Origin of the sequence: Pseudomonas sp. 43A (assembly GCF_013363935.1) — a bacterium.
In the GTDB taxonomy this organism is placed as follows: domain Bacteria; phylum Pseudomonadota; class Gammaproteobacteria; order Pseudomonadales; family Pseudomonadaceae; genus Aquipseudomonas; species Aquipseudomonas crudilactis.
The window spans coordinates 3,474,020-3,493,292 of the sequence record NZ_CP054880.1 but is presented as its reverse complement, the minus strand read 5'-3'; the positions used below and the strand labels follow the sequence as shown (position 1 = coordinate 3,493,292).

Annotated in this window: 19 protein-coding genes and 1 riboswitch; of the genes, 10 read left to right on the top strand and 9 right to left on the bottom strand. The window is 60.2% G+C overall.

Annotated features, from left to right (window positions below; translation table 11 throughout):
• Positions 1–147: 147 nt before the first annotated feature.
• Together HUW52_RS15245 and HUW52_RS15240 are read left to right on the top strand one after the other, a co-directional pair.
• Positions 148–708 (top strand): nucleotidyltransferase family protein, encoded by a 561-nt coding sequence (locus HUW52_RS15245; RefSeq protein WP_175554119.1) that lies wholly within the window; start codon positions 148–150, stop codon positions 706–708.
• 95 nt (positions 709–803) lie between these two features.
• Positions 804–1,271 (top strand): thiol-disulfide oxidoreductase DCC family protein, encoded by a 468-nt coding sequence (locus HUW52_RS15240; protein WP_016984853.1) that lies wholly within the window; start codon positions 804–806, stop codon positions 1,269–1,271.
• Here HUW52_RS15240 and HUW52_RS15235 read toward each other — a convergent pair.
• From HUW52_RS15235 to HUW52_RS15200, 8 genes are all read right to left on the bottom strand, one after another.
• Positions 1,255–1,746, bottom strand: a complete 492-nt coding sequence (locus HUW52_RS15235) for a DUF2269 domain-containing protein (protein ID WP_175554118.1) — start codon at positions 1,744–1,746, stop codon at positions 1,255–1,257. The two genes, HUW52_RS15240 and HUW52_RS15235, sit on opposite strands and share 17 nt — an antisense overlap.
• A gap of 1 nt (position 1,747) precedes the next feature.
• Positions 1,748–2,875: a saccharopine dehydrogenase family protein gene (locus HUW52_RS15230; RefSeq protein ID WP_175554117.1), complete on the bottom strand. Its 1,128-nt coding sequence runs from the start codon at positions 2,873–2,875 to the stop codon at positions 1,748–1,750.
• Between the two features lie 188 nt (positions 2,876–3,063).
• Complete coding sequence (locus tag HUW52_RS15225) at positions 3,064–4,188, bottom strand: L-dopachrome tautomerase-related protein (RefSeq protein ID WP_175554116.1); 1,125 nt, start codon at positions 4,186–4,188, stop codon at positions 3,064–3,066.
• A gap of 52 nt (positions 4,189–4,240) precedes the next feature.
• Complete coding sequence (mdeB, locus tag HUW52_RS15220; protein WP_175554115.1) at positions 4,241–6,904, bottom strand: alpha-ketoglutarate dehydrogenase; 2,664 nt, start codon at positions 6,902–6,904, stop codon at positions 4,241–4,243.
• A 36-nt stretch (positions 6,905–6,940) separates the two neighbouring features.
• Positions 6,941–7,249, bottom strand: coding sequence for a putative quinol monooxygenase (locus HUW52_RS15215; protein WP_175554114.1), 309 nt, complete (start codon positions 7,247–7,249; stop codon positions 6,941–6,943).
• 27 nt (positions 7,250–7,276) lie between these two features.
• On the bottom strand, positions 7,277–7,930 hold the full coding sequence (gene nfsB, locus HUW52_RS15210; protein WP_095049900.1) for an oxygen-insensitive NAD(P)H nitroreductase: 654 nt from the start codon (positions 7,928–7,930) through the stop codon (positions 7,277–7,279).
• A 54-nt stretch (positions 7,931–7,984) separates the two neighbouring features.
• Positions 7,985–9,157, bottom strand: coding sequence for an L-dopachrome tautomerase-related protein (locus HUW52_RS15205; protein ID WP_175554113.1), 1,173 nt, complete (start codon positions 9,155–9,157; stop codon positions 7,985–7,987).
• A gap of 48 nt (positions 9,158–9,205) precedes the next feature.
• Positions 9,206–10,213 carry a zinc-binding alcohol dehydrogenase family protein gene (locus tag HUW52_RS15200; RefSeq protein WP_175554112.1) on the bottom strand — a complete coding sequence of 336 codons (1,008 nt, stop codon included), beginning with the start codon at positions 10,211–10,213 and terminating at the stop codon, positions 9,206–9,208.
• Between the two features lie 110 nt (positions 10,214–10,323).
• On the opposite strand from HUW52_RS15200, the gene HUW52_RS15195 reads away from it, so the two are divergent.
• The 8 genes from HUW52_RS15195 (at position 10,324) to HUW52_RS15160 (ending at position 18,408) form a co-directional block, all read left to right on the top strand.
• Positions 10,324–11,217 carry a LysR family transcriptional regulator gene (locus HUW52_RS15195; RefSeq protein ID WP_016984844.1) on the top strand — a complete coding sequence of 298 codons (894 nt, stop codon included), beginning with the start codon at positions 10,324–10,326 and terminating at the stop codon, positions 11,215–11,217.
• 44 nt (positions 11,218–11,261) lie between these two features.
• A riboswitch (cobalamin riboswitch) is annotated at positions 11,262–11,468 on the top strand.
• Positions 11,469–11,559: 91 nt separating this feature from the next.
• On the top strand, positions 11,560–13,497 hold the full coding sequence (locus HUW52_RS15190) for a TonB-dependent siderophore receptor (protein WP_175554111.1): 1,938 nt from the start codon (positions 11,560–11,562) through the stop codon (positions 13,495–13,497).
• Positions 13,497–13,856, top strand: coding sequence for a ferredoxin (locus HUW52_RS15185; RefSeq protein WP_175554110.1), 360 nt, complete (start codon positions 13,497–13,499; stop codon positions 13,854–13,856). The genes HUW52_RS15190 and HUW52_RS15185 overlap by 1 nt, the downstream gene beginning before the upstream one ends.
• The gene (locus HUW52_RS15180; protein ID WP_175554109.1) at positions 13,853–14,776 is read left to right on the top strand and encodes an ABC transporter substrate-binding protein; all 924 of its coding nucleotides are present in this window, start codon (positions 13,853–13,855) and stop codon (positions 14,774–14,776) included. The genes HUW52_RS15185 and HUW52_RS15180 overlap by 4 nt, the downstream gene beginning before the upstream one ends.
• A 54-nt stretch (positions 14,777–14,830) precedes the next feature.
• A complete protein-coding gene (locus tag HUW52_RS15175) occupies positions 14,831–15,034 on the top strand; it encodes a PLD nuclease N-terminal domain-containing protein (protein WP_016984840.1) in 204 nt (67 codons plus the stop codon).
• 239 nt (positions 15,035–15,273) lie between these two features.
• Positions 15,274–15,750 carry a hemerythrin domain-containing protein gene (locus tag HUW52_RS15170; RefSeq protein WP_175554108.1) on the top strand — a complete coding sequence of 159 codons (477 nt, stop codon included), beginning with the start codon at positions 15,274–15,276 and terminating at the stop codon, positions 15,748–15,750.
• Between the two features lie 102 nt (positions 15,751–15,852).
• Complete coding sequence (locus HUW52_RS15165; RefSeq protein ID WP_175554107.1) at positions 15,853–16,905, top strand: FAD-binding oxidoreductase; 1,053 nt, start codon at positions 15,853–15,855, stop codon at positions 16,903–16,905.
• A gap of 93 nt (positions 16,906–16,998) precedes the next feature.
• On the top strand, positions 16,999–18,408 hold the full coding sequence (locus tag HUW52_RS15160) for a PLP-dependent aminotransferase family protein (protein WP_175554106.1): 1,410 nt from the start codon (positions 16,999–17,001) through the stop codon (positions 18,406–18,408).
• Here the strand turns inward: HUW52_RS15160 and panB are convergent.
• Entirely contained in the window at positions 18,396–19,211 is an 816-nt protein-coding gene (panB, locus tag HUW52_RS15155) for a 3-methyl-2-oxobutanoate hydroxymethyltransferase (RefSeq protein ID WP_175554105.1), read from the bottom strand. The two genes, HUW52_RS15160 and panB, sit on opposite strands and share 13 nt — an antisense overlap.
• Between the last annotated feature and the right edge of the window lie 62 nt (positions 19,212–19,273).

The window sequence follows — 19,273 nt, the reverse complement described above, 5'->3', positions numbered from 1 at the left end:
GCCTACCGTGAACGACTGCTTCTGGCCGAAAGCGGACATTCACGACGATCCGCTTCTGGCCAAAAACAGTCGAAAGCACTCATCGAATGGCACGATTGTGGCTACCTTTGACAAGATCAAATGACCAAGCGCAATGAGAAAAACCCAATGCAGCACGAAGCACAGCTAAAAACCCTGCTCACTCAGGATCCTGCAAGGATGAAAATCCTGCGCATGACTCGCGAACTGAACTTGCCGGACTGCTGGATTGGCGCCGGTTTCGTGCGCAGCCTGGTGTGGGATCATCTGCATCAGCGCCAGTCTTCAGCGCTGCGCGCAGATATCGATGTCATCTGGTTCGACCCGGCACGTGCCAGTGCGCAAACCGATTCGGCACTGGAAGGCACACTGTCGAGCCTCTGTAGCGAATTGAACTGGTCTGTAAAGAATCAGGCGCGAATGCACTTGCGCAACGCCGATGCTCCCTATCGATCGGCTGCCGATGCAATGACCTGTTGGCCCGAAACCGCAACCGCCGTCGCTGTCAGACTTGATCTTCACGACGAGATAGAAGTTTCGGCGCCGTTGGGACTGGAAGATCTGTTCTCGCTGGTAGTGCGCCCAACCGATCGATTCAGAGCCGAAAAACACCCCGTTTTTCTGGACCGCATTTGCTCCAAGGCGTGGCGTGAGACTTGGCCCGATTTGATCTTTGTCACGGAGCGGTGAGTTCACACCCGGTTATTGCCGAAGTACTGCGTTCGCAGACAGCAACTTCTGAGGCTATGATCGCAACATTCCAGCCTTTCCCGAACCCAGCCCCAATGCCCACCTCAAAAACCCGCCCAACCCCCGCCCCGCTCCTCACCCCCGGCGAATCCGTGGTCCTGTTCGACGGCGTCTGCAAACTCTGCAACGGCTGGGCGCGTTTCCTGATCCGCCACGACCACCAACACCGCGTGCGCCTGGCCTCCGTGCAATCTCCCGAAGGCCAAGCCCTCCTCGCATGGGCCGGCCTGCCAGTGGACCAATTCGACACCATGGCCGTCATCCGCGACCACCACTACTGGGAACGCTCGGACGCCTTCTTCGAAGTCATCAGCCAACTCCCGACCCGCTGGCAACCGTTGCAGTTGCTGCGCATTTTCCCTCGTGGCCTGCGCGACTGGGCCTATGACCGCATCGCGCTAAACCGCTATCGCCTGTTCGGCAAATACGACACCTGCCTGCTCCCCACCCCGGACCATGAACAACGCTTCCTGAAAGTTACTGCACCTACAGCAGAAAGCTGAACAACTGCACCGGGGTCATCTTCGTCACCATCATCAGCACGATGACAAACATCCCGGCGAAACCCATCACGCCCATCCAGAACCATTTGCGGTACACGGCTTGATACTGCTCATCGAGCGCCGCGCCCACTTCGTTCGCACTCGCCGCCATTACGCACAGGCGTTTCTGCAACAGCAACACCGGTAACCACAGCGCGCCGACGCAGAAGAAGATGATCAACGAGGTCAGCAACCACTCGGTGCTCATGCTCAGCCCCGACAGGCGCATCAGCAGATAACCGGTGATGATCTGCACGAAACCGGCCGGCGTGGTGATCCACGTGTCGAAGCCGACGACCATGCGCGCGACGAGGGCGATCACTTGCGGGTTGCGCGTGCGGCTGGCGGCGATCAGGTAGAGGTAGGAGCCCATGCCGAAACCGAACAGGAAGATCGCGGCGATGATGTGCAGGTACTTCAGGCACAGGTAGAGCATGTCAGCGCTGCCCGTCCGAGAAGTTCACGGCCAGGCTCAGGTTGGCCGGGTCGTTGATCGCGGCCATGTACTCGGCAACGCTGATTTCGCCCACGCAAGGCCGGGCGCCGGCGGTCGGCACGTAGCCAGCAGCCATTTTTGTCGCCAGGGCCACGGCGGCGCAGCTGGGGATTTCCGGGCCTTTGTCGTTCAGGGCGGTGAGTTGCGCGGTCATCGACAGCGGTTTGCCGTCAACGCCGAGGCCTTGAACGTCGATGTACATCGCGCTTTTGCCATCGCCGAAACGTTCGAAGCGCAGGCCGAGGCGATGCAGTCTGGCCGCCCACAGCGCATGGTCGCGCACCAGTCCGACCTTGAGTGCCTGCGCCAGCAAGCCGTTGGCGATGCCGCCGAGTTTAAGCCCGGCGCCGGCCTTGAAGCTCAGGGTCTGCGCGCCATAACGACGGGCGAAGATGTCCATGTCCGGCACATCGACGTTGGCCAGCAGCCGGGTGCCCATCTGCGGCATTTTGCGCAACGTCAGGTCCAGCCAGCCGGACACTTCATGCACCTTGCCATTCTTGAGTTGCTTGATCGGTTTGCCGGCGTAAGCGAGCACGCCTTCGATGGTCGACAGCCCCGGCATTTTCGCCGAGGAGGAAATGCCATGCTCGATCGAGTCAATGCGCGAAAAGCGTTGGCGCTGCTCATCAATAATGGCTGACGACAACGTTGGCACCGAGCTGCAACCACTGAGGATCGCCACACCCGCCTGCTTCGCCCGCGCATCAAGCACGTCGATGCCATTGACGAAAGTGCGGCAGTCCGCCAAATCGCAATAGTTCACGCCAGCGTCGATGCAGCTCTGCGCAACGGCATAGGATTGCCCTTGAAACGGCCCGCCGGTATGCACGACCAACTGAATGTTCAGCGCGCGCAAAGCAGCTTCGAACTCCGCACCCATGGCATCACCGCACCAGCCTTCGCAGGCGTTGCCCGATTGGCTGTTCAGCTCATCGAGTTTGCGCTGCAATTTGCGCGGATCACGACCCGAAAGCACCAGGCCGATGTCCGGCATCAGCGCCAGATGCCGGCACACAATGCTGCCGAAGTTTCCGTAACCACCGACCACCATCACCCTGAACGGCATGCAATTCTTCCCTAATTCAATCCTTCAAACAGGCGTGAAGGATATAGGGCCGAACGTCAGCAAGCCATTCAATCAGATGCTGCCCCCCATTTGCGGTACTGCCGGGTGCGCAAGGCATTTCCTGGTTGTTGCACAAGCAGCGCGCGCAGCGGTGACCCTGCTCCAGTGGTGTACGGCTCCCTGCCACCCTACCATTTGGACAAACGGAACACCGTCATCGGCCATTGCACTCGCGTCGTGCCGTCATTGAACAGACCGACGCGATCCATTTGTGCAGCAGGCAGCCAGAGTGTGCCGTCGCGATCAAGAAACGGCGCATCGACCCAATGCAGGCGTGGATCGACGATCAACGTCTCGATACGCCCATCAGGCCGGCGAACCCGTATGGCGTCTTGAGCCAGATCGGAGAAGTACAGATTGCCACTGGCATCCATCACGGTGCCCCCGGTGGGTGGCAGGTCAGCAAAGGGTTCAACGCGGCAGGCGAGTTGCGCAGGCGTCAGTGCCGAAGCGGTCAGATCAGTGATGCGAACCTTGGACCATGGGCCTTGCAGCGGCCCGAAATACAGCCATTCGCCGTTCGGACTGACCTCCAGTGGGTCGGCATTGACACGAAGCGCAGTACCGTCCGGGGCCTTGAGCGTTTGACCGCCGAGCACAATGTTTCGCTCATGGCCGGCCGTCACCGAACGGTGCCCGTCCAGTACCCGTCTGGCGTCGCCGCTAACGAGATCGAGGACGATGATGCCCGCGTTACCGGCGTCAGTCAGAAAGGCATGCTGGCCTGCAAAACGAACGTCATCGATGTAACTGCCAGGACGGGCGACTTCAGCAGAAAACGGATAACTTTGCAGCACACGCTTTTCAACCAGATCGATGGCGACAAGTTTGGCGCCACCGGTTAGCGGATTTCCGCCAAACTCCGCCGCCCCGGTGTCCACGACCCACAACACGGACTTTTCCAGGCGCAAGGCGTTGATATTCACAAACGCCTTGCGCGGATCTTGCCCCGGCCCCCAGGCATTCCAACTCGGGTCCGGGAAGGCCGAGCGCTGGCCCTGAGCATCGAAAACGCTGAGTTGCGAACCACTGCCGCCCGTCCAGCGAGGACCGGCAACATAGGTCTGACCGTTGAAACGAGCCACTGCGTTCCAGATCTGTTCCTTGCTTTGCAACGCAACCTCAAGCACCGGACTTTGCGGGAACTGGCTTGCACACCCGGCCAGTACGGCTGCAAGCAGCAGCCCACATAACGGGGCGCGTGCGACTTTTACAGACGTGACGCCGAATTCGACAAACGTACCGATCGACATGGATCTGCCTCTGATGTGGGTTGATGAAAGGAGCAACACACGACGTGAAAGCTCAGCAGTTCCAAGGAGCTTCGGCATCGGCGTCGATGCCGTATTTCGCCCGAGCCTGGGTATGTGCCTGCGGATCGACCGAAGCAAGCGCCGCCAAAACGATGTGATAGCGATCCACTTCAAAGAAGCTGCGCAACGCCGCGCGCGTGTCGCTGCGTCCAAATCCGTCGGTGCCCAGGCAGATGCACGGCGCCTGTAAATACGGCACCACCAAGTGTGCATAGGCGCGCACGTAATCACTGGCCGCCACGACTGGCGCGTGACCGGGCAGACAATGCAGCAGGTGACTCTGGCACTCGACATCGCCGCCGAACACTTGCTGACGCTGCACCTCGCGGGCATCCCGGGCGAGTTCGGAGAAGCTGGTCACGCTCCACACTTCGCTGCTGACTTGCCACTCTTGATCCAGCATGTGCGCAGCAGCAATCACCTCGCGCAGAATCGCTCCCGAACCCAGTAAACGAACCGCCGGTACCTCCTCGCCATAGCGGGCATAGAGGCGCATGCCGCGAATCACGTCCGCGTGTTCGTCTGGTTCAAGTGAGGACTGAACGTAGTTCTCGTTGGTTACCGTCAGGTAATAGAACTCATCCTCTTGCTGCTCAAGCATGCGCCGGGCGCCATGGTCGATGATCACCGCCGCCTCGCTGGCAAATGCCGGGTCGTAGGCGCGGCAGTTGGGCACAGTGGCTGCCATCAGCTGACTGGAGCCGTCCTGATGCTGCAGTCCTTCACCGGCCAGCGTTGTGCGCCCCGATGTAGCGCCGATCAAAAAGCCTCTGGCGCGCTGGTCGGCCGCTGCCCAGATCAGATCGCCAATGCGCTGAAAACCGAACATCGAGTAGTAGATGTAGAACGGCAGCATCGGCTCGCCATTGACGCTGTAGGAGGTGGCCGCAGCGATCCAGGAAGAAATCGCGCCGGCTTCGGTGATGCCTTCTTCAAGCAGTTGTCCGTCGGTCGATTCCTTGTAATAGAGCAGCGCGCCGGCATCTTCTGGCTCGTACAACTGGCCGACAGATGAATAAATCCCGATCTGCCGGAACAGATTCGCCATGCCGAATGTGCGCGCTTCATCGGCGACAATCGGCACAATGCGCGGGCCCAATTGTTTGTCCCTGATCAGATGGGTGAACAGTCGCACCACCGCCATCGTCGTCGAGTTTTCACGCTCATCGGCCTTCAGCGCAAAACGGCCATAGCTGTCGAGCGGTGGCACGGCTATTGGTGCAGCCACACCGTTGCGCTTGGGCAAGTAACCGCCGAGTGCCCGTCGCTGCTGATGCAGATATCGCAGCTCGGGGCTGTCGTCGGCCGGTTTGTAGAAGCGCATTTGTGCCACGGCCTCATCGTCCAGCGGCAAGGCGAAACGATCACGGAAGGCCTTGAGCACCTCGATATCGAGTTTTTTCTGCTGGTGCGAGGTGTTGCGCGACTCGCCGATCTGGCCCATGCCGAAACCTTTCTTGGTTTTGGCGAGCACCACGGTCGGCCTGCCCTTGTGCTTGCGCGCGGCCTCGAACGCGGCATGCAACTTACGAAAGTCGTGACCGCCCCGGCGCAACGCATTGATCTGCTCCGGGCTCATGTCTGCAACCAGCGCCTGCAACTGCGGGTCCTGGTCGAAGAAATGGCTGCGGTTATACGCACCGTCATTGGCCCCCAGATTCTGGTACTCGCCATCCACCATCCCGGCGAAGTGGCGTAACAGTGCATGGCCGTCATCGCGGGCAAACAATGGGTCCCAGTCCGAACCCCACAACACCTTAATCACATTCCAGCCGGCGCCGCTGAACAGTGACTCCAGTTCCTGAACGATTTGCCCGTTGCCGCGTACGGGTCCGTCGAGACGCTGCAGATTGCAGTTAATCACGAAGGTGACGTTGTCAAGATTCTCCCGCGCTGCCAGCGAAAGCGCCGCGATGGACTCAGGCTCGTCCATCTCGCCATCACCAAAAACGCCCCAGACATGCCGCCCCTCCGTCGAGGCAATCCCACGATGCTGCAAATACCGCAGGAACCGTGCCTGGTAAATCGCATTGATCGGGCCAATACCCATTGAGCCCGTGGGAAACTGCCAGAAGTCGGGCATCAGCCAAGGATGCGGATAGGAACACAATCCGCCGCCCTTCACTTCTTGCCGGTAACGCTCCAGTTGCGACGCCTGCAAACGTCCTTCAAGAAAAGCCCGCGCGTACACCCCGGGGGCGGAGTGCGCCTGGAAATAAACCAGATCACCCCGCCCGGCTTCGCTGTCCGCACGGAAAAAGTGATTGAAGCCGACCTCGAAAATTTCCGCCGCCGAGGCATAACTGGCGATGTGCCCACCCAATTCGCCATAGGCCTTGTTCGCCTTCGCCACCATGGCCAGGGCGTTCCAGCGAATGATCGAGGTGATGCGCTCCTCCATCACCAGATCCCCGGGATAAACCGGCTGCTGTTCGAGCGCGATGGTGTTCTGGTACAGCGAATACGCACTCGCCGTCGTTTGCACGCCGAGACGGCTGGCCTGCTCGGCCAGTCGCAGCAGCAAAAATCGCACGCGCGGTCTGCCGCCGACTTTGGCGACACCTGCCAGGGCTTCCAGCCACTCATTGGTTTCAATGGCATCGATGTCTTCGTGAACCGGCGTTCCGTGGGTTGGCCGTTGCGCGGTATCTTTCATGGCTGCACACCCTGACAGGTTGAATGGACGACTGGATCAGTTCGAGACGTGCTCAAGAAATATCAGTTGCAGTGGTTCCTCCAGCAGGTCATCTGCCGCAGCGGCAAAGCGCTTGAAGTAAGGCATGGCGAAATGCGCATCCAGTGCCGCCTGATCCTTGAAGGCCTCGCGCATGTAGAACGTGCCGCGCTGGTCGCGCAGTTCAAACAACACATAGTCGAGATTGCCCGGCTCTGCGCGTGTCGGTTCAACCAGCGCCAGCAAGCCTTGTTTCAAGGCCTGCTCCTGGCCTGCCCTGGCCTTGAGCACGGCAATCGAGATCAATGGTTCGGCAGACTTGCTCATCTTCAATACTCCAGGGACCGGTTGCATTCAGAGAAAGGTAAACAGCGACTGGGACGGCAAGCGGGACTTGGGCAGGCCTGCGTTGAAGTCTTCGCTGCTGTGATAGCCCAGGCTCACCACGACCAGACTGGTGAAGCCCTGTTCGCGCAGGCCCAGTTCACTGTCGAGGACTTTGCTGTCGAAACCTTCCATCGGCGTCGCGTCGATACCCAGCGAGGCGGCACCCAGCAGCAATGTGCCCAGCGCGAGGTAGGTCTGCTTTTCCATCCAGTGCTGCAGGTCTTTCTGATCGAAGCGATGCAGATCGACAAAACCGCGCCGTCCACGCTCCTGCCCTGCTCGCGCCTCGGCATTGTGAAAACGCCCGTCCATGGCTTCCTGAGCCAGCAACGCTTGCAGGTATTCCTCCGGCAGATGCGTGCGAGTGCAAAAGACGATGACGTGCGACGCGTTGAGTATTTTTGGCTGATTGAAGCTGAACGGTCCCTGGGTACTGTGGGCGATTCGCGCCCGGCTCTGATCACTCTCGGCAACCACGAAATGCCAAGGCTGGGAGTTGACCGACGACGGGCTGTTGCGCAGTTGTTCCAGCAGCAACTCCAGTGTGTGCCTGGGAATCTTGCGGTCGGCATCGAAAACTTTTGTGGTGAATCGGCGCTTGGCCAGAGAAACGAGATCCATGATTGAACTCCTGATCTGAAAAGTGAAAACGCAGAACTCAATGCAGCGTGAAAATCAGCGCGTTGGCGCCGGCGCTGCGTCGATCTTCAGGCGCATCAGGCTGTAAGGTTTTTGCCGCTGATCCTGCCCGGAACGGAATGCCGCCTGGCGATGCAACTGGTTGGCGATGAAATACAGATAGCCATCGGGGCCAATGGACAATGTGTCTGGCCAGAGCAGACGCGGGTCGTGGACCAGCGTTTGCCATTGGCCGTCCGGCAGGCGTTTGCGGATCGCGTTGTGCTCGTAATCGCCGGCATAGATGGCGCCGGCGGCGTCAGCCTCCAGACCATCGGACGCGCCCTTCTCCCCCAGATCCTGCACGGCAGCCGTCAGTTGCTGTTCACTGAAGTTGGCATCACGCAGCAACGCGGTGGCCACCGAATACAGGTGGCGACTCGACAGCGGTGTGAAATACAGCGTCTTGCCGTCCGCCGACAGCGCGATGCCGTCCGAAGCCACGCCCAGCGGTTTGCGCTTGCCGTCCGGACTTTCAACGGTGAGTGGCAGGCCTTCAACCACCGGGACAAACGTCGGGTCGACCGAGGTTGCCGGCACACCGCTCAAACGGCGCATGGCACTGCCGCTGGCGATGTCCATGACGATGATCGCGCCCGGTCCGCGCAGGGACGAGTCAGTGAGATAGACCGTCCCCTCGGGGCCTGTGCGAAAGTCGAAACGCATGTCGTTGACGTAGGTGCTCGGCAACATGACGTTGTCCGGGAACACCAGACGCTTGACGATCTGGTTGGTGACCAGGTCCACCGCGATCAGCTTCGCGCCTTTGGGTTTTGGGTCGGCGAAGCCCGGCGCGGCGGTATCGAGCAACCAGACACGGCCCCGCCCGTCGGCCACCACGCTCTGTACGCTGATCAGACCATCACTGGGATCGTTGAGGTTTTCCTGGTTGATCGCCGCGTTCGGGTAAGCCACGACTTTGCCGTCGCGGATCTCGCCCACGGTGAACGGCACGTTGTCGCCCCAACGCGGGAAGTTGACGAAGATTCGCCCGGTTTCGGTGACGGTCACGCCGGTGGGCATCGCGTCATAGAACGCATGGACCTGTTCGAGCGTGCCGAAGGATCGGTCGGCGGGGGCATTGGCCGGCAACGGGACGGCGCTGATTGCATGGGCGAACGGCGCCGCCATGACCATGACCAATGCAGCAGAAAGCTTTTTCATACGCATGAGCTGCTCCTGACTGGCCCGCGTGCAGGCCCGTCTGAATGAGTGAAATCAGAAACCTTCGAGCACCAGTTTGCCTCGGGCCTTGCCGCTCTCGACCAAGGCATGGGCACGGCGCATGTTGGCCGCGTTGATCGCGCCAAAATGTTCACCGACCGTCGTTTTCAAAATGCCTTGGTCAATCAGATCGCTGACGCGATTGAGCAGGTGATGCTGCTCGATCATGTCCGCGGTTTCGTACAGCGAACGGGTGAACATCAGCTCCCAGTGCAGCGACAGCGACTTGCGCTTGAGCGGCATCACGTCGAGGCATTCAGGATCGTCGATCACGCCCAGACGCCCTTGTGGTCGAAGCACTTCGATCAACTGCGCAAAATGCTGCTCGGTATGGGTCAGGCTGGCGACATGGCTGACCTCGTCGATGCCCAGTGCCTGCAACTGTGCGAGCAGCGGCTGACTGTGATCGATGACGTGATGCGCGCCCAACTGCCGGACCCAGTCAGCCGTTTCCTGCCGCGAGGCGGTGCCGATGACGGTCAGCCGCGTCAACTGCCGGGCCAGTTGCACCAGCATCGAACCGACGCCGCCCGCTGCACCCGTGATCAACAGGCACTTGCCCTGCCCTGAACCTTCGGTGACACCGAGACGGTCGAACAACAGTTCCCAGGCGGTGATCGAGGTCAACGGCAATGCTGCCGCATCCGCTGCACTTAACGAACGCGGTTTGTGCCCGACGATTCGCTCGTCCACCAGGTGAAATTCGCTATAACTGCCGGTACGGGCAAGGGAGCCTGCGTAGAACACTTCGTCGCCAGGCTGAAACAGTGTCACTTCAGCGCCGACCTCGCGGACGATACCGGCGGCATCCCAGCCGAGGATTTTCGGTTCCTTGGTGAAAGTGCCCGCGCGCACTTTGGTATCGACCGGGTTGACCGACACCGCACGAACTTCCACGAGCAAATCCCGTGGGCCGGGAGTCGGCACCGGCAGGTCGATGTCCTGCAACGATTGCGGATCTTCAATGGGTAAAGCGTGTTGGGTGAAGGTGATGGCTTTCATGGAAACTCGCTGTCTGAAGAGCTGATGTGCTCACTTGCTGCCATCTTCGACTTCCCAGGCACAAAGAAAAACCAGCAGAATGGGCCAACACTTTCACTGCAGGAGTGAAAATGATCCGCATTGATGATCTTGGTTTGTTCACCCGCAGCGCCGCGCTGGGCAGCTTCACCGCTGCCGCCCTTGAGGCCGATTTATTGCCCGGTCAGGTTGCCGCGGCGATCAAGCGTCTGGAGCGTGAACTCGACGTGCGCCTGTTTGCGCGCACCACCCGCAGCCTGCGATTAACCGCCGAGGGCGAGCAATACTTGCCCACCGCCCACTCGGTGCTGGAGGCGCTAAAGCAAGGCAAGGAAAACCTGCGCGGTGAAAACGCCACGTTGCGCGGCGTGCTGCAAGTGACGGCGCCGTCAGATCTGGGGCGCAACATTTTGCTGCCGTGGCTTACGCTGTTTCGCCGCCAGCACCCGGAACTGACCTTGCGATTTTCTCTGTCGGACCAGATCGCAGACTTGTTTCGCGACCCGGTAGACGTGGCGATTCGATACGGCTCGAATGAAGATGCCAACTACGTGGCGCTGCCGCTGGCACCGTGGAACCGGCGGGTGCTGGTCGCGGCACCGGAATACGTGGAGCGCCACGGATACCCGCAAACACCGGACGATCTGCACAACCACCCTTGCCTGCTCTACCAGCAAGGTGGCCGGGTCTACGACAAGTGGAGCCTTGGCAGTGAAACGATCCAGGTCTCGGGACCGATGTTCAGCGACGACGCCGACGTCGTGCGCCGCTGGGCGTTGAGCGGCGAAGGCATCGCCAACAAATCCTGGCTGGACGTCAGTGCAGACGTGATCGCAGGGCGACTGATCGTGCTGCTGAAGGATTTCCCCGGCAATGCCTCACCGTTGAGTCTGGTGTGTCCGCATCGCAAGCAGATCACCCCGGCGGTGTCTCAGCTTTATACGTGGTTGAGTGGCCAGTTTGCCGCTCTGGAACGCATCCAATAGCCCCCCCGGTGTTGCCACATTGACGAACCGCCCGTCGGATGTTCAGATGCCGCCCTGTTTCAGGTGCCCCCTGCCGCCGTGCATGGGGTGAAACGGGAAACCGGTACGTTCTTTTCGAACAAGTCCGGTGCTGCCCCCGCAACGGTATGCGCGTGATGCTTTCGATACACCACTGTGGCCACTCGGCCATGGGAAGGTGAAAGCCTCGATACGCGCGAGCCCGGAGACCGGCCTGAAATTTCGTTTGGCAAAATCCTGCGGTGGGCGGGCATGGGCCGGTATTGGCTGTGCGCGATGCCTTCTCCTGCATGCTCTTCTGCGAAGATCCTTTTCGAGAAGACAATGATTCGACCTTTCAACACTTCTGCTCCATCTCTATTGCTTGGCTGCCTGTTCAGCCCGTTGCTGCTGGCCGACGACGCGCCGCTGGAACTCAATCAGCAAATCGTTTCTGCACCGTCCGTGGAATCCACCACCGTCGCCGACATGGCGAAGTTCGGCAGCAAAGTCGAAATCGTCAGCCGCGAGCAGATCGAGCGCGCCGGCCCCAGCGCCGATGTCAGCCGCGTCATGCAGATGTTCATTCCCGGCCTTTACGTCGCGCCGAAAAACGGTCCGTTCGATTACGGCACCTATTCGCTGCTCGGCGGGCGCAATGACGACACGCTGATCCTGCTCGACGGCGTACGCCTGAACAATCGCCTGTACGGCGGCCTCTATCTGGACACCCTGCCGGCCAACGCCATCGAACGCATCGAAGTGCTCAAAGGTGGCCAGAGCCTGTTGTTCGGCACCCAAGCCGTTTCCGGTGTGATCAACATCGTCACCCGCAGCCCGCAGTCGCGCAAAGCCTCCGGTGAAGTGAATCTGGGCGTCGACAGTTTCGGCGGCACCAGCGAAGACGCGCGGGTCGAGAATATCTTCACCAACGGTTTCGGCGATCTCGGCCTGCTGGCGTACGTCAGCCACAATGTCTCCGACGGTTACCAGCCGTATCGCAACCGCGACATGAAAAACGTCAGCGAGAAGAACCGTGCCTACGAAGTCACCACCTTCGGCGGCAAGGCCATTCAGTCGTTCGGCGATGATTCGCGGCTGGAACTGTTCTACCAATATGCCGACGCCAACCTCGATTTCGCCCGCCCGGTCGACAATCACACGACCACCAACGATCGCGTGCAGCAGATCGCCACGGCGACCTTCGAGCAGAACATCAACGAGCGCCTGAGCTATTTCGTCAAAGGTCATATCAACGACTGGGACACCCGCTACACGCGCGTCAACAACGTCGCCGGCGGCGGCACCAGAGTCATCAACCACAACGACTATTGGGGCTTTACCGACTGGGGCGTGCAGGCCGAAGGCAAAGCGAAACTACCCGGCGGACATGTGTTGGTGTTCGGCAGCGACAACCAATGGTTCAAGGGTCAGGACGATGTGTTGATCATCGACAACGACAAGGCCGAAGCCCACGCCGTCTACACGCAATTGCGCCCGCAGATCGACGCGCTGCCGAACTGGCACCCGAGCATTGGCGTTCGCCACGAAGCCATGAGCGGCGGCGACGGTGCCACGGTCGGCATGCTCACTTCGCTGTATGACCTCACCGACAACTGGTCCGTGCGTGGCCAATACGGCAGCGCCTACAAACTGCCGAACGCCGAGCAGCTGTTCGTCAACGAACCGGGCGATGAGATCGGCAACCGTAATCTCAAACCGGAAAAAAGCCGCAACGCGGAACTGGGTGTCGACTACAAAGGCTTTCTGCTGGATCGCGAATTCAGCGCCAGCGTGACCCTGTTCAAACGCAAGATCGACGACCTGATCACCCTCGACGGCATTCAGTGGGTCAACGGTGAAGGCCTGGTGCGCATGCGCGGTTTCGAGGCTGACGCGAAACTGGCGCTCAACGATCAGTGGAGCCTGCAAGCGGACATGACCCGCAACCTCACCGAATCGCGCACGGGGGCGACCATCAATGACATCCCGAGCTTCTTCGCCCGTTCACGCATGGGTTATGAATCGGAAAATCGCCTGTGGGGTGCCGGCGGCGCGATCCGCTACATCCGCGACATCACCAGTTCGAAACAGGTTGAATACGGCAACTATTCGGTGGTCGACGCCGACGCTTATCGCTACCTCGACAACGCCCACCAACACCGCGTGAGCCTGCTGGTGGAAAACCTGTTCGACCGCGATTACGTCACCAGCCGTTCGAGCAATGTCGACAACCTCGGCCGTCCGTTCACCTCCGAAGTGCGCTACACGTACCGCTTCTGATGAGTGAGATCAAAACCGTCGACGGTGTCGACACGCACCCGGACTGGTCGCACGTGCCTGAGCATGCGCGCCATGTGTTCATCTGCACCGGCCCGCGCTGTACTCAGCGCGGCGCGCAACAGCTATGGAAAACCTTGCGCCGGCACCTGCTGGAGCACGATCGCATCGAAACCCCGGGCGGCGTGTTGCTGACCCGCACGCACTGCCAGTTTCCGTGCAATCTGGGGCCGATCCTGACGGTGTATCCGGAGCGCTGCTGGTATGGCGTGCACAGTAAGGCAGATGTGCAGCGATTGGTCGACGGGCATCTGGTTGGCGGTGAAGTGGTCGAGGATTTGCTGATCAAGGCGCGCACATGAGGAAGCTCTGGTGTGGGCTCGGCGCCCTGCTCTGCTCGTCAGCGCTGCTGGCTGACAGCTTCAGCAATTGCGGCGAAAACTGGCACCTTGCGCCAACATCGCCCGCGCGGATTGTGGCGCTCAACCAGCATGCGGCCGATATCGTGCTGGCCTTGGGTGCGGGGCCATCGTTGGTCGGCGTGGCCTATCTGGATGACACCGCAGCCGGGCAGCGGCCCTCGGAGTATTTCGGCGTGCCGGTGATCGCACGGCAGTACCCGTCCAGCGAGGTGTTGTACGCACTGAAACCGGATCTGGTGATCGGTGGTTTTGCCACGGCGTTCGGCGACGGGGTGACCTCGCGCTCGGGGCTGGTGCGCAATGGCGTGGGATCGTATCTGCTGGAATCCGCCTGCAACGGGCACTCGCTGGATTATTTCGCGCATGTACGCAATGACTTGCTGACGCTGGGCAAGCTGCTGCACCAGCAGCAAAAAGCCCAAGCATTGATCGACTCCATGGAAAAGGACATTGCCAGCGCCAAAGCCTTGGCCGGTGCGGGTAAACCACTGTCGGTGTTCTATCTCGACAGCGAGGTCAAAGGCCTCGACAGTGAAGGTCGACGCGGCTTTGTCACTCCGCTGCTGGCGGCTGCCGGGGCACGCAATGTGTTCGCCGACATTGATCTTTATCGGGTGACCGTCAACAGCGAAACCCTGCTGGCCAGCGACCCCGACGTGATCCTGCTGGCCGACGCCGAATGGTCGCCGGCCAGTCGCAAACGCTATCTGTTGACCCGCGACCCGGTGCTCTCGCAACTGCGCGCCGTGCGCGAAAATCGCCTGATCGACATTCCCTTCACCCATCTGCTGCCAACCCTCAACAGCGGTCGAGTGGCGCTGGACCTGGCCCGCCAGATCAATGCGTTGAACAAAAAATAAATGAACCTGCCGCACCCCACGCCACCTAACGCACAGACCATCAGGAGGTAGCCAATGCAAATCGAAACCGTGTGGATCGTACTGGCGGCAGTTCTTCTGCTAATCGAACTCTGGGCCATCAACCGGGTGCGCAAGAGCGAGGGGAAATCGAGCAATAAAGGCGTGTGGATCGTGCTGATCGTGTTTGTGCCGTTGTTCGGGTTGATTGCCTGGGCGTTGGCGGGGCCCAAGCATGTCCGTCAGCATTCAGCGTCGTAAGCGGATTACTTAGCCGTCGCGCGGTGCTGGCCAGTTGAGAAAGCGGTGATCTGCAATGCTTGCAATGCCTTTTTCATGCAGGCTGCACGAAGGCTTTTTGCCTGTGACGTCGTAAGCCCTTGATCTGTAGCGGTCGATTACCAGCCATGGATTGGCACGCCAAATGCCACTGATTCAGGGCATTCACAGCACCGTGAAACAACGGCCTGTGTTCACTCCGTGACAGCAGAGGCAACGCCATGAACGCCATCGACCTTCTCAAAGCCGATCATGCAAAAGTCAAAGACATCCTCAGCCAACTGAGCGACTCAACCGAGCGCGCACTGAAAAAACGTGTCGAGTTGTTGGGCAAACTGGAAATGGAAATCTCCATCCATACCCGTCTCGAAGAGGAAATCCTCTACCCCGCGTTCAAGGCCGCCGGCAGCAAGGAACAGGACGTCATGTACTTCGAAGCCAAAGAAGAACACCGCACCGTCGATTCACTGGTGCTGCCCGATCTGAAACTGACCGACCCGGGCACCCCGGAGTTTTCCGGCCGGGTGAAAGTGGTCAAGGAACTGCTGGAGCACCATATCGAAGAGGAAGAAACGGAAATGTTCCCTCAGGCGAAAAAGCTCCTGGGCAAGGAAAAACTCGAAGAGCTGGGCGTGCAGATGGAAGCCATGAAGGCCAGCTGCAAGAAGGAGATGGCGGCGGGAAATATGGCTGCCTGATCCGTTGCAAGTTGACGAGCCCGGCTTTGGCCGGGCTTTTTTCTGGTTGCTCGCATTGTCACCCTGCTGCAGGATCAACCGTCGACAACAGGGAATGTTGAAATGAACCAGACAACACATCGGCGAATTGTGGTGGTGGGTGCGGGCATCGTCGGCGCCTCTCTTGCGTATCACCTGTCCGGCAAAGGTGCGCAGGTCACCTTAATTGAGGCCGGAGAGATCGCCAGCGGCGTGACGGCAAGCTCTTTCGCCTGGATCAATACCACACACACCGGCGCTGATCCGATTGCGCAATTACGTGGTGCGGCCATCGAAGCCTACCACCGACTCGAAACCGAGCTCCCGGACTTGCAGATTCACTGGACCGGAGCGCTGTCGTACAGCGAATCTGCAGGGCATCCTGCTGCGGCGACGCTGCTATCGGCTGCCGAGGTGCTTGCCTGCGAGCCCAACCTGAAAAATCCCCCACCCTGCGCGTTGTATCGCGCGGAAGAAGGCGCACTCGACGCCGTGCAGGCCACCCACGCCTTGATGGCCGGCGCCCAGGCGCTCGGGGCGCAATTGCTCACGCAAACCCGAGTGACCGGTTTCAAAACCTGCAACGCAGATGTCACCGGCGTTGAAACCACAGCGGGCACATTTGATGCCGACCTTGTTGTGCTTGCCGCGGGGACCGGCACCCACCAGTTAGCGCAGATGCTCAACGTGACCCTGCCCATCGACGCCTCCCCCGCCATTTTCATCCGCTACAAGACCCAACCGGACCTCGTCAAAGGCATCATTTCCAGCCCCGAAATGGAAATTCGGCAAAGTGCCGGCGGTACGTTGCTGGCCGCTGAAGATTATCTGGGAGAAGCGCCGGGCAACTCGCCGCCAGACATCGCCCGGCAAACCGCCGAAGCCATACGCAAAGCACTTCACGGGGTGGTGTCCATTGCGCCGCAAACCGTTGCCGTCGGATTCCGGCCCATGCCCGCTGATGGCATCCCCGTGGTCGGTTACTTGCCCGGTATCAGCGGAGTTTACGTTTGCGCGATGCATCCCGGTGTGACGCTCGCAGCAATCGTCGGGCGCCTCGCCAGTGAAGAGCTGCTGGATCGCCAGTCATCCGCAGCTCTTGAGCCATGCCGCCCTGGGCGATTCTTTCAGACTTGATTTAGACTTGCCGACGTTTTGCAGCAAAGGATCTGCACGCAACGCAGCGTCATTCCATGCACTGGCAAATCGAGGCAAAACAGGAGAACAGCATTGACGGTACGCAAGGACGCTTCATTCGCCTATCAGGCGGTTTACCACTACCTCCTTGGCCTGATCGAGGCGGCCAGAGGCACAACTGAACAGAAACTGCCGTCCCTGCGACAACTGGCCCTGCGCCTCGGCGTTTCGGTGTCGACAACCAAATACGCCTACGCACTGCTCGAGGACGAAGGCCGGATCCACGCCAAAGCCAGGTTTGGTTATTTCACCCGGTCAATAGCGGCGGCGCCAGTGACCGCCAACGCCGGCGATCTTTTGGACCACGTCTTCGCCAGCGCCCGTCAGCCCGGCATGCTGGCCCTGAGCAGCGATGCGCCGGCGATGCTGCTGTCGCTGCAAGGTCCGTTGTTGACGATGGAGCGCGAACTGACCCGCCAATACCCGCGCTCGCACGCGCCGCTCTATCAGCCCCTCGGCGAGCCGGAATTGCGCGCGGCCCTGGCGGAACACTACACCCGCTCCGCTCACAACCACTGGCAGGCCGAGCACGTCTATATCGGCGCAGACCTGCGCAGCGTGCTGGAATTATCACTCAGTGCCTTGAATCTGGGCGGCAGCGTGGCACTGGTGGAGTCGCCCTGCTCGTGGGCGATTCTGCGCCAGTTGCAGGCGGCCAATATTCGCGTCATCGAAATGCCCCTCGGCGATGACGGCCGCTTCAACCTGCCCGCGCTGAACGAACTGCTCACACGCGAACCGGTGCGCCTGGCGGTGGTCTCCTCCACGGTGAATATTCCTCAGGGCCAGTTGATGCCAGCGCAGGATAAACAGCAGATCTGTCGCTGGCTGGCCGAGCGGGATATCTGGTTGTTTGAAAACGATACGTGGGGCGAATTGAGTTTCTCCGAGTCAGTCTCGCGTTATCGCGACTTCGCCGGCCCGGACAAGCTGCTGGTGTTCTCGACATTCGACAAGATCATTGGCGGCGAAGCGCCGTACGGCTACGTGTTATGTCGCCAGCAGGCCGCGCAACTTCATCGACTGTTTATGCAGCGCGGATTTCGCCTCTCGCCGATGCGGCAGAAAGCGATTGCCAGACTCTACAACTCCAGGCGCATTGACCTGCACCTGACAACGCTGCGAGCGATGTTGCTCAAGCGCATGCAACAGCTGCAAACCTTGCTGGAAGAGCACGGTAGCGGCCAGTGGCAGGTCGTCGTCCCGCACGGTGGCGCGAGCTTCTGGCTCAAAGCGGTGCGCCCGATCGACATGCAGCCTGTGTTCGAGCGCTTGTTGGCCGAACGAATCGTCATCGCCCCCGGCGAAATCTTCAGCCAGCAACGCGCCTGGAAACAGTACCTGCGCCTCAGCTACAGCCTCGACTGGGACAAGGACATCGCCCACGCGGTGCAACGATTGGCGCAGGCGATCACCGAAGAAAACCGCGTCTACAGTCCATAGCAATGCCGCGCCTCAGGAAACCGGCCATGGCGCACATCCTCGGCAAACTGCGCACAAGCCTCGCTGATCACCGCACCGACATCGGCGTAGCGTTTGACGAAACGCGGCAGATGCTCACCGCCCAGGCCGAGTACATCTTCGGTGACCAGCACCTGCCCGTCGCAGGCCGGTGAAGCGCCGATGCCGATGGTGGGCATTTTCGAGTCCATCGTTATCTGCCGCGCCACGCCCTCCGCCACACCTTCGAGCAACAGGCTGAAGGCGCCCGCGTCGAGATTGGCCCGGGCATCTTCGGCAATCACTGCACCGGTTTCAGCGGTCAGGCCCTGAGCCTTGAAACCGCCCATGACATTGACGAACTGCGGCATCAAGCCGACATGGGCCATGACCGGAATCCCGCGCGCCACGAGAAACTCGACCGTCGGCGCCAAGGCCTTGTTGGCTTCCAGTTTGACCGCGTCGCAACCGGTCCGCGCCAATACCTGAGCGCAATTGCGAAAGGCTTGCTCGTGGGATTCCTGATAACTGCCAAATGGCATGTCGGCCACCACACAGGCCAAACGCGAGCTATCGACCACGGCCCGCGTATGGCCGATGATTTCTTCGAGCTGCATGCTCAGCGTCGAGGCGCGGCCATAACCGACCATGGCCGTCGAATCACCGACCAGAATGAAGTCGACGATGGGGTCGATCAATTTGGCGATACTGCTGGAATACGCCGTCAGCGAGACGATTTTCTGTTGGCCTTTCATGGCAACCAGTTGCGGCACGGTCAGGCGTTTGGTGCGGGTATGCAGGCTCATGGGCGACTCCTTGAGGCAGCCGTCCGTAAACGATAAATGTCGTCGAAATCAACGCGAAAATC